The sequence below is a fragment of the Alteromonas sp. PRIM-21 genome, from assembly GCF_027563165.1.
Taxonomy (GTDB): Bacteria; Pseudomonadota; Gammaproteobacteria; order Enterobacterales; family Alteromonadaceae; genus Alteromonas; species Alteromonas macleodii_A.
Window position 1 is genome coordinate 59,965 of sequence record NZ_JADOEK010000004.1, and the last position, 14,151, is coordinate 74,115.

Annotated in this window: 8 protein-coding genes; 3 read left to right on the forward strand and 5 right to left on the reverse strand. The window is 45.2% G+C overall.

The window, feature by feature from the left end; all coding sequences use genetic code 11:
* Positions 1-25: 25 nt before the first annotated feature.
* Positions 26-2,887, reverse strand: coding sequence for an RNA polymerase-associated protein RapA (gene rapA / locus IW644_RS08095; protein ID WP_269917181.1), 2,862 nt, complete (start codon positions 2,885-2,887; stop codon positions 26-28).
* A 398-nt stretch (positions 2,888-3,285) separates the two neighbouring features.
* Here rapA and IW644_RS08100 point away from each other — a divergent pair, with 398 nt between their 5' ends.
* Positions 3,286-4,077 carry a DUF4019 domain-containing protein gene (locus tag IW644_RS08100; protein WP_269917182.1) on the forward strand — a complete coding sequence of 264 codons (792 nt, stop codon included), beginning with the start codon at positions 3,286-3,288 and terminating at the stop codon, positions 4,075-4,077.
* Positions 4,078-4,086: 9 nt separating this feature from the next.
* Here the strand turns inward: IW644_RS08100 and IW644_RS08105 are convergent, their stop codons facing one another.
* The gene (locus IW644_RS08105; RefSeq protein ID WP_269917183.1) at positions 4,087-5,451 is read right to left on the reverse strand and encodes a hypothetical protein; all 1,365 of its coding nucleotides are present in this window, start codon (positions 5,449-5,451) and stop codon (positions 4,087-4,089) included.
* A 221-nt stretch (positions 5,452-5,672) separates the two neighbouring features.
* Here IW644_RS08105 and IW644_RS08110 point away from each other — a divergent pair, with 221 nt between their 5' ends.
* Positions 5,673-7,748, forward strand: a complete 2,076-nt coding sequence (locus IW644_RS08110) for an extracellular solute-binding protein (protein WP_269917184.1) — start codon at positions 5,673-5,675, stop codon at positions 7,746-7,748.
* Positions 7,749-8,055: 307 nt separating this feature from the next.
* On the forward strand, positions 8,056-9,453 hold the full coding sequence (locus IW644_RS08115; protein ID WP_269917185.1) for a PhoH family protein: 1,398 nt from the start codon (positions 8,056-8,058) through the stop codon (positions 9,451-9,453).
* Positions 9,454-9,566: 113 nt separating this feature from the next.
* On the opposite strand, the gene IW644_RS08120 is transcribed toward IW644_RS08115, so the two are convergent.
* From IW644_RS08120 to IW644_RS08130, 3 genes are all read right to left on the reverse strand, one after another.
* Entirely contained in the window at positions 9,567-10,544 is a 978-nt protein-coding gene (locus IW644_RS08120) for a hypothetical protein (protein ID WP_269917186.1), read from the reverse strand.
* Between the two features lie 207 nt (positions 10,545-10,751).
* Positions 10,752-12,137 (reverse strand): siroheme synthase CysG, encoded by a 1,386-nt coding sequence (gene cysG / locus IW644_RS08125; protein WP_269917187.1) that lies wholly within the window; start codon positions 12,135-12,137, stop codon positions 10,752-10,754.
* Between the two features lie 129 nt (positions 12,138-12,266).
* A complete protein-coding gene (locus tag IW644_RS08130) occupies positions 12,267-14,048 on the reverse strand; it encodes a DEAD/DEAH box helicase (RefSeq protein ID WP_269917188.1) in 1,782 nt (593 codons plus the stop codon).
* Positions 14,049-14,151 lie beyond the last annotated feature (103 nt).

Sequence of the window (14,151 nt, forward strand, 5' to 3'; positions counted from 1 at the left end):
TCTTTCAGTGCTTAACATTTCGCATTTACGGGTTGTTCACCACAATACGTATTGCGTCTAGCTGAACATCAGCTTCCTGAATGACCTTATCGAGCGCATTCATTTGCGTTTCAATAAATTCAATTTCGCTATCGCGCACAGCGGGATTGCGCTTTTGAAGATCCCGCAAGCGCTGTATTTCATCATTCAATGTGCTGTGCATATCGTTAAGGGCATCATGCTGCTTTTGGTTAGCCTCGTGATGGGCAAGCTTACGCGCTTTCTCAATAGCAAGTTCAAGGGGCTGCTGCAGTGCTTTTAGAAGTTGAGAAGAAATCTTGCGACCAATTTTACGCTTAACATCAAAACTTAAGTCAGAAGGATTGCCCTGCGCATCTAAACATACCCGCACTGGCGTTTGTGGCAAGAAACGGCTTAATTGAAGTGCTTTCGGCGCTTGCGCGTGCAGCACAAAAAGGGTTTCTATCCAGTAGGCGCCCTTCGGCAGAGAAGGCTCAGCAATAAAGCCCATACTGCTTTTTCCGTGAACGTCGGTCAGCACTACATCAATCGCGGTATGTACTAGCGGATGGTCCCAGCTAAGAAACTGTACGTTTTCAAGCGTGGTCGCAACACGGCGCTTGTAAGTAACCGTCATGCCTTCTGGGTCAAGACCTGGAAGCTGGCTCACCATCGACTCGGTTGGCATAAGAATAAAGCAGTCATTGCCTTTCTCGTCTTGCTGGACGCCGATAGCGTCAAATACACGGCCCATAAAGCGAGATAAATCTTGTTCGCTATCAAGGGTGATAATATCTTCGAGCAGTTGCTCTACACGGCCTTCGCCAGAAGCATTAAGCTCAAGAAGTCGATCGCGACCGGCTTCAAGCTGTGCCACCAGTTGGCTGTTTAGTGTAACGCTCATGTTTACAAGCTCGTCACGGGCACTCATATCGTCAGGGTGTAAGCATGCACCAATAAGCAAAGGTTTCACGTCGTCGAACACGCCAGAGCCGGTCGGACAGGTCTTCTCAAAGGCATTAAGTCCTTCGTGATACCAATCTAGCAATACGTGCTGAGCGGTTTTCGCTAAATACGGTACGTGAATTTGTACAGTTTGAGTTTGGCCAATACGGTCAAGTCGACCAATACGTTGTTCAAGCAGGTCTGGCGTAATAGGCAAGTCGAACAGAACCAAATGGTGAGCGAACTGGAAGTTACGGCCTTCACTGCCAATTTCACTACACAGTAGTATTTGTGCGCCGTCTTCTTCGTCAGCAAAGTAATGGGCCGCCTTATCGCGCTCTACTATGCTCATGCCTTCGTGGAATACGCTATGGCGAATTCCTGTTTGCGTGCGAATGACTTCGCCTAACTCTTGTGCCGTACGAGCGCTGGCGCAAATAAGCAGAATTTTTTCTGGCTTAACGCTTTGCATGAAATCTAGCAGCCATTCAACGCGAGGGTCGTGCTTAGTCCAGCTATTAACAACACTTGCCATACGCTCAGGGTAGAGTGAATAGGTTAGGTCGCCGCCGCTCACTGCCTCTGAATAAACCTCCGGCAACGCCAATTCATATGCACTTAGTTTACGCTCTGGGAACCCTTCGATATTGGCGCGGCGATTTCTAAATAGCATGCGACCTGTACCGTGACAGTCAATAAGTTGATGCAGCAACGCATGGCGATTGTCCGGCGAGCTTAAATCACCCGCATGTTCCATTACGTCAGGCGCAAACTCAGCAAGTTTGCTACGTTGCTTGTCGTTAGGCTCGGCGTCTGAAAGTAATGGCGCGACCGCATCGGCGAGCTGACTGTATTTCGATTCTTCATCTAAGAAAGCGTCGTAACTATGGAAGCGAGCCGGGTCGAGTAGGCGTAAGCGTGCAAAGTGGCTTTCGTGACCAAGTTGATCAGGCGTTGCGGTAAGTAGCAATACGCCAGGTGTTTGGTTAGCTAGTGCTTCAACACACAGGTATTCGGCAGAAGGAGCCTCACTTGACCACGCAAGGTGGTGGGCTTCATCGACAACCATCAAATCCCAACCTGCGGCTTGAATTTGCTGCTGGCGTTTTTCGCTCTTACTTAGAAAGTCGATACTGCAAAGTACCAGCTGATCGCTTTCAAATGGGTTTACTGCGCCTGTGTCAGCTGTATCGTCATCTTCTAGACCTTCACTCTTCTCTATTGCTTCGCAACGACTCTCATCGTAAATGGCGAAAGGAAGATTTACCCGGCGCAGCATCTCAACTAGCCATTGGTGCATGAGCGAGTCTGGAACCAAGATAAGCACGCGCTCGGCACGACCAGTTTTAAGCTGCTGGTGAATAATTAACGCGGCTTCGATAGTTTTACCAAGCCCTACTTCATCGGCAAGCAACACGCGAGGCGCGTGTCTTCCGCCTACCTCTGACGCTATGTGTAGCTGGTGCGGGATAAGCGATATACGGGCACCGGCAAGGCCGATAGTACTTGAACGCAAATATTCGTATTGATGATCTAGGGCGCGTTCACGTAAGTCGAACCATTTCGGATTGTCTAGTTGCTGACTAAACAGGCGCTTTTCAGGTTGGTTTAAGCGAATGTGGCTGTCTAGCATGGTTTCAGGTAAGCGCACTTGGGCTTTGGTATCTTCACGAAGCCCGTGATAAATAAATAAACCTTGGCTCTCTTCTTTTTCAGTAATGGTCATTTCCCAGCCATCTTGGCTTTTGACCGTTTCGCCAATTTCGAATATTAGTCGCGTAAGCGGCGCGTCTTGCTTTGTGTATTTTCGCGCTTCGCCTGTTGCCGGATACAACACTTCAACTGAACGGAAATCGCTACCGATAACTACGCCCAGCCCCAGCTCTATTTCGGTGTTGCTTAACCAACGCTGACCAACTAAAAATTGACTATCTGAACTCATAAATCACCAACCTGTTTTTCGGGGGGCGGTATTGTACGCATTGCGTTGTGATAAGTCATTAATACTAGACTATTGGTTGTCGTTTTTACTATATGAGCGCAAAGAGAGAATTAACGACGTGCATGAACATAGTCATATGGTCTTTAAACGGCACTCCTGTCGTATGTAAGGCATCAGTACCAAACCAAACCTACCTTGTTGCCCCTCTAAGACGCGGTACAAATGACTTAACACACGATACCAATGAAAGAACAAAGTCGCGTTAACATGTTCAGCAGACTTGCTTTGTCATAGGGATGGCGTAAAACTGTCGTATCACTGACCATGGATATTTCTTACTGTTAACGAGGTCACGTTTCTAACGTATGTGAAGCGCAGTTAACAGGAGGAAGCGCGAGATGGATATGAAAGTAGACAGTCAAAAGCTTATACAACTACGCAATGCTAAGGCATGGAGTCAGCAGTATCTGGCTGATGTGTCTGGGTTGAGTTTACGCACTATTCAGCGAATTGAGAAAACCCAATCTGCATCCCATGATTCGATAGGAGCACTTGCATCAGTGTTCGAAACGACGCCAGGTGCCCTCTTTATGGATGAACCCGATGCCGCCGCAAGTCATGCTCAAGTGCAGCAAGCCTCGCAAACTTCTATTGCGAGGGAAAATCGAGCAGCACATCATACAGTACCGCATCAAGTTTACCGTCCCACAATGTTAAACCACAAAAATGTTCTTTGGGTTACGTTAGCGCTCGCTATTAGTTTGTTTGTAGCGATTTACTATGCGCAAACGGTCAATGCAAATAACGGTAGTAACCAAGTAATCGAAGCTGGCAAACCAGTGAATGTAAGTAGCGAAGCCCTTGAAAACGCAACAGACTGGTTGCGCTTGATTGATAGCGGTGAATATGAACAAAGCTGGCAAGAGAGTGCGGCTATATTCAGAAGTAATATTTCCCAAGCGAAATGGGCTGAAGCACTTCAGCTTGTTAGAAAGCCTCTAGGCGATCTAAAAAATCGAGAGTTTGCTTTAGCTCAAGCGCCTTCTTCACTACCAGGGTTGCCAAAAGGTAATTACCTAATCTTATCATTCAGCACCCAGTTCACTGAAAGTACCTCTATGAATGTAGAAACACTCTCTATGGTAGAGGTAAATGGTGAATATAAAGCAATAGGGTACTTCATCAAGTAGACCCTTTTATCACTCACCCATGCGATACAGGGTCTGTAAGCCCAGTATCGCCTTTTTATCGTTGTCGCTTGTTGCATTGTTTATGGCGTCAATAAGTTCAGGTGCATTATAAGGCTCAAGTAATGCTAAGAAGGTCGCTGTGCCAGGCGGCAAGCCTCTACTTACTGCCTTTTGAAGTCGTTTCCATACGCTGAACAGCGACTCCTCACCCAACGTTTTTTGCTGCACCACGCTATCGATGGCGCGGTGCATTACCATTCCGCACGAGTAATAAAGGTTGAAGTGTCCATTCTTGTAAGCGTTGGCAAGTGTGCTTTGCGTTAAACCTAGCGTGCAGCTTTCAAACGCGTGGGTTATACGCCTTTTTACATAGCTATTGGCATCTTCATAAAGGTAGTTCATAGCTAGTGCCGCAAAGTAGTCGGCGCTACCTTCATGTAACCATGATTGTTCGTCATTCTCTGAAACACCGGCGGTATTACCTGGCTGATATAAATGTGCTGCTTCGTGGGCAAAGAACCACAACGTCTTATTGGCAAAGTCGCTATTCTCAGCGCGTTTGTCTAAATCATTCCTGTTCCAGTGCATAAAGATTTGATTTGGCAGCGTGCCGCCTTGTGAGGAATGACCGTTAACCATGGCGTAAGATGCAAATAGCATAGGTTTTTCGGTGGCAAGTGGTTTAAGAGAGTGTGAAAAATAAGCCATGATATTGGGCATGTCGTACTCTAGCTTAGCTTGTATGCTCTCAGGTAGGGCTGGGTCAATAAGTGCAACAGCGCTGTCTGTGATAATCGGTTGCTGCTTACCTACATAAACCTGTCTGCCATTATTTTTATCTACCCATGAGGCGCTGCCACTAACTACTTTTCCGTTTAAAACGATGTGTTCGCCACTTGGCACTTTAAGGGTAATAGGCCATTCATTATGTTCATCTTCACAAGTATTAGCACAAGCAAACAGACGACCAGAATGAAAAGCATTGCCACCGTTCGAAAAAGGCGAAAACGGCGCATAGTCTTTACCCAAGTGTTTGTAAGTGGGGGTGAGTACAAAAGAAACCTTAGAAATAGGTTTTCCCGTTTTAGAACGCACAATTTCTTGTTGTGAAATGGTGTCGTAGGCAATCTCAATGTCACTACTTTTTGGTAGCCAGCGAGTGGTTCTAGATGCGTCAGGATTTCGGACAAATACTAGCTGTTGTGAAGGCTTATTAAGGGTATAGCTTAGCTCCCAGGTAGCACCGCTCTCTGTCTGAGTTTTTTCAATTACGGTGTCGACCTGACTAGCGAGACTTACGCCATTCGTAAAGTTAGTGATTACCAACACTAAAAGGATAAGAAAGGGATGAGCTATAGTTCGTAAGGAGGGCATCAAAACTAAAAGGTCCTTTTTAAGTGTAGTGATAATGGCTTTCTTTCGCGTATTACGAATGTAGCCAATATCAGTATTTGCGTTTGTTTCCCGCAAACGGCGTTAAAATAATGTTAATGAGGATTGGCTAATTTAATGTTAGTTTATTAAGTGATAGTAACGCACTTTTTGTTTTTTTCTGCTATTTAACCTTACATCTAATGAATACTGGAAACTATATAATGCCAAATTTAGCGGGTGATGTTGTTTACCCTCTTACCCGTACGTCGATACCTAAAAAGGCGATAGGGTTGTACTTGCTATGTTTGGTTTTTCTACTTGGCACCAATTTTACCTATGCACGCCCTATTGCGCTTGCAACATCAGAGGTAAGCCCCTTTAGCGACAGCCAAGACGTGTCGAAAGGGTACGTGAATGAAATAGTGGTAAAGGCTTTTGAAGAGTTGGGCGAGCCGCTTAATGTAGAGCGTTACCCTCATGCCCGAGCTTTAATGTTGGCGAAAACGGGCGCCTTAGACGGTGTATTTCCTGTTCATGACTACGAACGTGTTAATGATTCATTTCTTCTATCTGATGCTATCCCAGCGGGAGCGAGTGGATTCCTAATTAGGACGAAAGACTTTAAGGGTAGCAGTGAAATACCTAATCTAGTTGAATGGCTCAAACGACAAAACTTGCGAGGAATTGGGTACCTCAGAGGCACAGTAGCGCCGAAATTTTTATCAAATGAAGCGTTTTTCAATATGTACCCAGGAAAGTCTACGGTTAATCTATTAGATTTACTTGGAAGAGAGAGAATTGATGTTTTATTTATTGATAAGTATAGCGCCAAGGAAGCATTAGTTAACGAGCGACCTAGCCTCATAGGTGAGTTTATATTTATCCCTGGGGAGGAAGTACAAAGCTCTTTTCATCTAGCGCTTTCAAAACAAAACCCTAAGTCTTCCAAGCTAATTGAGAAGTTCAACCTAGCCTTACAGAAACAAAAACAGAATGGGCTTTTGGCGCGCACACTCGAAAAGTATGGTGTATATAACACTTCACAAAACGAAGATGCATTAATTGTTGGCGCGCCAGATATTAATGCTGTTTTTAATGCAAAAGCATACCTGGATAAATACGGCTCCCCTCTATCACAGTCAAATATTCAATGGCGAATAATGGATGAAACCGTTTTACGCCGCCGATTGCTCGGTAATTTTTCAGTTAATGAAAATAGCTTTGATTTGGTACTAATTGGTAATTACGGGCTTCCTATTTGGGCGAAGCGGGATATTCTCGTCCCTTTTAACACGCATCCTGACGATTATGACATTAATGACGTCATTCCTGCTGCTCTTCATGCAAACACCGTTGACGGAAAACTTTACGGGTTACCGTTTGTCGCTGAAACAACACTGACTTTCTACCGAAAGGACCTGCTTGAGAAGTTTAATTTAAGCCTTCCCTCAGTGCTTACATATACCGACGTTAAGGCGCTAGCTCAACAAGTACATATGCCCGAAAAAGAAATTTACGGCGTAGGGCTTAGAACGCGCGTGGGGTGGGGACAGAATATGGCATTAGTGAGCACCATGGCCAATACCTATGGGGCATCGTGGTTAGATGAAAAAATGCGACCTACCCTAGACAGCGCAGCGTGGCTTAATGCCGTGAAAATGTATGCTGACCTTGCAAAGAACGTTGGCCCCCCAGGAAATGAGGATATGGGGTGGCAAGAGAACCAAAAACTCTTTGCTCAAGGCAAATTAGCGTTTTTCGTTGACGCCTCCTCTTTAGGCGGCGCGTTATTTGATAAAAACTTCTCTAAGGTTACTGAATTCACTGGCGTTACTTATGCGCCTCTCGGAAAGCAACAGAAAGGAGCGCAGTGGTTTTGGTCATGGAATTTTGCCGTTCCGAAACAATCGCGCTATGTGAAGGAGTCCCAGCAACTTGCGCATTTTTTAACATCAAAAACCTTTATTGATGACCTCAAGAAAGTTAGCGGTGAATACGCGGCCCCTTCAGGTACTAGGCACTCAACGTATTCAAGTGCCTATCAGCAAGCTGTGCCTTATGCAGCTTTTGAACACCAAGCATTGAAGTTACTTTCAAGCGATGACTTGAGCAATTCTATGATAGGCCGTCAGTTTATTCCTATCCCAGAGTTTACTGCTATTGGCTACGCAGTAGGGGCACAAATTAATGACGTGGTTACCGGTAAAAAAAGCGTGAAAGTGGCATTAGACAATGCCCAAAACCAAACAGAAATAATTTTAGAGCGCGCTGGGTACTTCACGAACAAAGGAAACTAGCTTGTTAGCATGGCGTATGTGAAAAAAGGCTAAGACGATTGCGCTTTACATTTGTTCTAAATGAAAATAAAAAAAGAAAAAACAGTGCTAAATCTTAAAAACTGGATTATGGTGGAATTAAGGGTTCGCTAATTCAACTGACGAACCTTTGAGGCAGAAAGTGTAGTACTGCTTCTCAGTCGACGCGAGTAGGGGAAGAAGTCCTGTTTCGAGCGGCATTCTCCTACAACCGTAACTGTAGCTTGTTAGTGCGCGGGTTCATAAACGAACTATACGCCTAACCTGGCTTTATTTACCGGAGTGAAGGATGCCAAAAAAAAATTCTACCGATACTAAGATTTACGTCCTCGATACCAATATTCTGCTGCACGAACCTCACGCTTTTCTCTCCTTTAAAGAACATGATGTTGTTATTCCAATGACCGTATTGGAAGAACTCGACTACATAAAAGACAGTAAGAAAGACGTGGCGCGCGACGCACGGGTATCCATTCGGGCGATGGAGGACTTACTCCACGACGCAACGCCAGAAGATATGCTTGCAGGTGTATCGATGGAAGGACTTGGCGCGGGACAAACTGCGCCTACAGGTAGCCTATCTATCTTTGCTGATCTCAATATGGTCGAAGCTCAGCAAGTTTTTACCAGCAACGAGAACGACAACCGTATTATCAACGTTGCGCTGCACTTGCAAAAGACCTTTGCGCCGCAAAAAGTGGTGTTGGTAACCAAAGACTTAAACATGCGCCTTAAGGCAAAAGGGGCCGGCCTTGCCCATGTTGAGGACTATCGAACCGACCAGCTTATTACCGATATCAAATATTTATCTCGCGGGTTCCATACCTTTGAAGGAAATTTCTGGGACAGCGTAAAAAGTGTGGATAGTCGTAGTGAGGGACGCGACACCATTCACACCATACCAAAATCCATGTTGCCCGAGGCGTATATAAACGAGTTCTTACTCGATGAAACAAGGCAGTTTGCAGGCCTTGTTGAAGAGATCACAGACGATCATTTAGAGGTACTGGATTTAGGTTACGAACGCTTAATGGGTCGCCACGCTTGGGGCATTACACCAAAAAATATAGGTCAGGCAATGGCGCTTCACGCCTTGCTAGACCCGCATATTGATATGGTTATTCTTACAGGCCCAGCAGGCAGCGGTAAAACGTTACTTGCGCTAGCGGCTGCCCTTGAAATGGTGGTAGAGCGCAACATGTATGACAAAATCATTGTTACGCGAAGTACGCCAGAAATTGCTGAGTCTATTGGCTTCTTACCGGGTACTGAAGAAGAAAAGATGCTGCCTTGGTTGGCGGCGATTACTGACTCGCTTGAAGTGCTTCACAAGCATGATGAAAACACCAAAGGCTCTATGAATTACATCATGGAAAAGGCCAATATCCAGTATAAGTCGGTAAACTTTATGCGGGGGCGAAGCATTCAAAACGCGATCGTAATCTTGGATGAATCGCAAAACCTAACCGCGTCGCAGCTTAAAACTATCATCACCCGTTGTGGCGAAGGAACTAAGCTCATTGTAGGTGGTAACCTGGCGCAAATAGACAGTAACTACTTAAGTGCTGTGACTTCGGGGTTGACCTATCTAGTTGAGAAATTTAAAGACTTCTCGGGCAGTGCCACCATTAATCTAGATGGCGTTGTAAGAAGTCGACTAGCGAGCTTTGCAGAAGAAAACCTCTAGCGAGTTACTCTTCCCAAGTGTTTTATTTAAAGCGCCTTAGTCAAAAAGGCGCTTTTTATTTTTATATTCAGTGAAGATATTTTCCCAATACACCAAGGATAAATTTATTCCTTTTATTCGACAGTTTCCACTTGATAGCGCCCAGTGACAATGTGGCGTTCGGTATCTTCAGATACTTGTCCAAATGGAATAAGTGCCGGGCCAGTGGGGTCGTAAAGCACGTAGGTGTCGCCCTCGTGCTCTATAGTTCTGTCATTGGCCATGGGCGTCAGGGCAATACCGAGCAAGGCATGATTTGGTAAAAATACCATGATCATTTTCGTGGACGGTAAAAATGCGCGCACCATCGACGATGCCAGTACTGCCTTACTATCGCAATCACCAAGGTTCTGCATAAGTACGCTGACAGGCGGCGAATAGCCAGAGCCATTACTTACAACTCTGTCTTCCAATGTGTCGTAAGGGATACTTTGAAGCCAACTAAGAAGTAATGAAAAATAGGCTCTGGAATCTGATTTTGAAGCTACCTTTTCATAAAACGCTTGGGATGCTGCTATCAATGGTTTTACCGATTCGGCTGCATATCGCACGTGATCCGGTTTTATCGCTTTTTGATTAAACAAAGTAGTGAAGCGAGTAAAGTAATGATCTCGCAAGTACCTATCGTACTCTTGCTGTTGAATAGCTTTTAAATTATTGAGTATTTCTTCAACTTGCGCTTCGTCTGAGCCTGTAACCTTAATATCAATAGACTCTCGTTTCGGCGTTATCTTCACACGCGCAACTTTAGGGTCTATTTTTTTAGCTTCTTTGGTTAATGCAACAATGATGTATCGCTGTGCTATTTTCGGTTTGTAGTTAGCTTGCTGAGAGGGGGCTTCTTTTAATGCACTATTAGATAACTCAAAAGAAATGGATTGTAGCCTGTTATTGTTATCTAGCCATTCGTAGCTAAAATTTACCCCAGTATCCGTGTTAACTTTGCTGTATTTGAGTTGTTCGCCGTGTGCTGCAGCCACTAAACAGAGGCTAGAAAACAGCATAAGCATGCTGGCTGGTTTTAATGTGCTAAACCCGCGAAATTGAGACACGAATACATATCTTTTCAACGCATTTCTAATTACTGTCTGTGCACTGCACTTCACACTGTTTACCACATCATATCCCACATATTCATTACATTACTGAGTATGCGCGCCTATGTGTAAAAAACAAGTTTATGCTGAATTCGGTCTGGGTATGTTGAGAAACGTGGTCACGAGCAGTCGCGCGATAAATAAAAAGGCGACATATGTCGCCTATTCTTGAAACCAGTCTAATTCATCATGAAGGCTTACTACGCTACCCACAATAATCAGTGTGGGCGGCTGAAGCTGCGCTTTTTCCTGCTTAGCAACAATGTCTTCTAGCGTACCGGTTAACACCTGCTGCTTTTCAGTAGTGGCCGACTGAACCAGTGCTATTGGCGTTGAGGCATCAAGCCCATGTTCAATCATTTTTTCACAAATGATAGGCAAACCTGTTAGCCCCATATAAAACACAGCGGTTTGGTTTTTTTGGGCAAGAGCAGGCCAGTTAAGTTCTATAGTGCCGTTTTTTAAATGGCCTGTAGCAAACACGACAGACTGTGCATGGTCTCTATGGGTAAGCGGAATACCAGCATAGCTTGATGCGCCGCTTGCTGCGGTAATGCCGGGAACTACCTGAAACTCAATACCATGCTGAATAAGGGTTTGAATTTCCTCTCCGCCACGACCAAATATGAAAGGGTCGCCGCCTTTCAAGCGCACCACGCGATTACCTTTTTTCGCTTCATCAACCATTAGCTGATTAATATCGTCCTGAGGAAGCGTGTGATTGCTTTTAGCCTTACCTACATAGATTTTCTCAGCATCGCGACGCACAAGCTCAAGAATTTGTGGTGAAACTAAGCGGTCGTAAACAACAACGTCAGCTTTTTGCATTAAGCGAAGGGCGCGAAAGGTAAGTAAGTCTGGATCGCCAGGACCTGCCCCGACCAAATACACTTGTCCTTCGACTTTTTTGTCTTCAGCGGCAGCTTGCAGCGCTAAGTCAAACGCTTCATCAGCTTTTTGGTCTTGACCCTTTTCAACCATTTCTGCAATGTCGCCGTCAAGAACGTCTTCCCAAAAGTAACGTCTTGCAGTTACACCGTTGAGTGTCTGTTTTACTTTTTCGCGGAATTTTTCAGAAAACGCACCAAGTCTACTTAAGTTAGCAGGTAATACCGTTTCTAACTTCTGGCGCAAATAACGAAGCAGTACAGGCGCTACACCGCCACTACTCATAGCAATGATAATAGGGGAGCGGTCAACAATAGAAGGGGTAATAAACTGGCATAGTGGCGTGTTATCTACCACATTAACCAACACTTTGTTGGCGCGAGCTAAGTCATGAATATGCTGGTTAACATCGCCCTTGTCGGTGGCAATAAACACCATGTCTTTATGGGTAAGGTCGCTATTTTCAAACTCACGTTCAATCAGCGTGACTTTCTCATTTAACGCTAGTTGCTTAACCGTGTCACAAACCCAAGGAGCAACTACTGTAATGGTCGCAGGCGTCTTCATAATAAGCTCTAGCTTACGGGCGGCCACTTCACCGGCCCCAACAATAAGGACATTGAGTTTTCTAGCGTCTAGGAATAGCGGAAAGTAATCCATAAAGGTTTTCTTAGCTTTAAATACAAAAAAAGAACTGACACTATTTTGCGCCAATTCTTTTTAATTAGAAAACAACGAAAACAGCCTTCATATTGCAATTAGTTATATAAAGGCTGAATGTGTTGCTATTTAGTTCTTACGCTTACGGTTTTCGCGGTCTCCGCGATTGCCTCGGTCTTCACGGTTGCCGCGAGGTGCTCTGTCGCCGCGATTACCACGACCTTCACGCTTAGCTGGTGGCGTATCAGACCATTCGCGAATATTTAAACGCTGACCTGCAACACGTGTGCCTTGAAGTGTATCGCGGGTTTCCTTAGGCATGCCATCAGGAAGGTCTACTGTGCTGAAGTTGTCATAAATTTCGATAGCACCAATGTGCTTCGAGTTTATGTTTGCTTCGTTCGCAATGGCGCCTACGATATTGCCAGGCTTAGCGCCGTGAACATGACCTACTTCAATACGGAAGCGCTGCATGCCTTCTTCTGGCTTGCGGTTGCCACGTGGCACTCTTGGCTTTCTTTCGCGACCATCGCGAGAGTTTCTATCACGGTTGTCGCGCGGAGGCTTGCTATTAATGTCTGGTCGATCTGATTCTTTAAGAATTAGCGGCTCGTCGCCTTGCGCAATTTTAAGTAGCGCAGCCATGATGGTTTCAGGCGATGCTTCGTTTTCTTCTTTAATCATCTCAACAATAGGCATTAATGATTCAATGCTATCGTCTTGAGTAGCTTCGGCAACCGACTGTTTAAAACGGCTTAAGCGTGTCTCATTGATTTCGCTGATTGAAGGAATAGGCATCGCTTCAATAGGCTGCTTAGTGGTTTTCTCGATAGAGTACAACAAGCGTTTTTCGCGGTGAGAAATAAATAGGATTGCATCACCTTGACGACCAGCACGACCGGTACGACCAATACGGTGTACGTAAGACTCACTGTCATACGGGATATCGTAGTTGATAACGTGACTTACACGCTCAACGTCAAGACCACGGGCAACTACGTCAGTAGCTACAAGAATGTCGATTTTACCCTGCTTTAGCTTTTCAACAGTGCGCTCACGGGCTGCCTGAGGAATATCACCGTTTAGTGGCTCTACATCGTAACCACGCGCAGACAGCTTATCTGCTAATTCAACAGTAGCGGTTTTCGTGCGTACGAAAATGATCATACCGTCGAACACTTCCACTTCCATGATGCGGGTTAGCGCTTCAAGTTTGTGGTGCGGTGCGATTTGGCAGTAACGCTGACGAATCGTACTTGCTGTGCTTACCTTTGAGGCAATTTTAACGTGCTTAGGGTCTTTTAAGTAACGCTGAGTAATTTTCTTAATTGGACCAGGCATAGTTGCCGAGAACAGCGCCGTTTGGCGTTCTTCTGGTGCGTGGCTAAGAATAAGTTCAACGTCATCAATAAAGCCCATACGAAGCATTTCGTCAGCTTCATCTAACACTAAGAACTTAAGTTCACTTAAGTCTAGTGTTTTGCGCTTTATATGGTCGATGATACGGCCTGGTGTACCCACAACCACTTGAACGCCGCGCTTAAGCTGACGAATTTGGTTGTCGTACGACTGACCGCCGTATACTGGAAGTACTTTAATTTTTTGACTAAAGCTCGCATAAACCTGAAACGCCTCTGCAACCTGAATAGCTAGTTCACGGGTTGGGGCCAATACCAGTAATTGCGGCTTACGTTGCTCAGGATCGATATTTGCCAACATAGGCAGGGCAAACGCAGCGGTTTTTCCTGTCCCTGTCTGTGCCTGACCGAGTAAATCGTGTCCTTCAAGAATAAGAGGAATACTCTCAGCCTGAATAGGAGACGGTTTCTCGTAGCCAACTTTTTCAAGGGCTTGTAAGATTGGTTCTGGTAAATTGAGGTCTTTAAATGTCATGTCGACAGTTGTTGTCATTAAGGGTCCTGGTGCATTAAGTAAGGAGGGTGCGGCATACGACTAAACCGTACTTTTTCGGTTTATTATCGCAAGACGCTATACAGCGTTGAACTGGCCTGTC

Bases quoted from the DNA above. Each gene is read 5' to 3' on its own strand.
- IW644_RS08115 (WP_269917185.1), top strand. From the start codon at position 8,056: ATGCCAAAAAAAAATTCTACCGATACTAAGATTTACGTCCTCGATACC.
- IW644_RS08110 (WP_269917184.1), top strand. From the start codon at position 5,673: ATGCCAAATTTAGCGGGTGATGTTGTTTACCCTCTTACCCGTACGTCG.
- IW644_RS08100 (WP_269917182.1), top strand. From the start codon at position 3,286: ATGGATATGAAAGTAGACAGTCAAAAGCTTATACAACTACGCAATGCT.
- rapA (WP_269917181.1), bottom strand. From the start codon at position 2,887: ATGAGTTCAGATAGTCAATTTTTAGTTGGTCAGCGTTGGTTAAGCAAC.
- IW644_RS08105 (WP_269917183.1), bottom strand. From the start codon at position 5,451: ATGCCCTCCTTACGAACTATAGCTCATCCCTTTCTTATCCTTTTAGTG.
- cysG (WP_269917187.1), bottom strand. From the start codon at position 12,137: ATGGATTACTTTCCGCTATTCCTAGACGCTAGAAAACTCAATGTCCTT.
- IW644_RS08130 (WP_269917188.1), bottom strand. From the start codon at position 14,048: ATGACAACAACTGTCGACATGACATTTAAAGACCTCAATTTACCAGAA.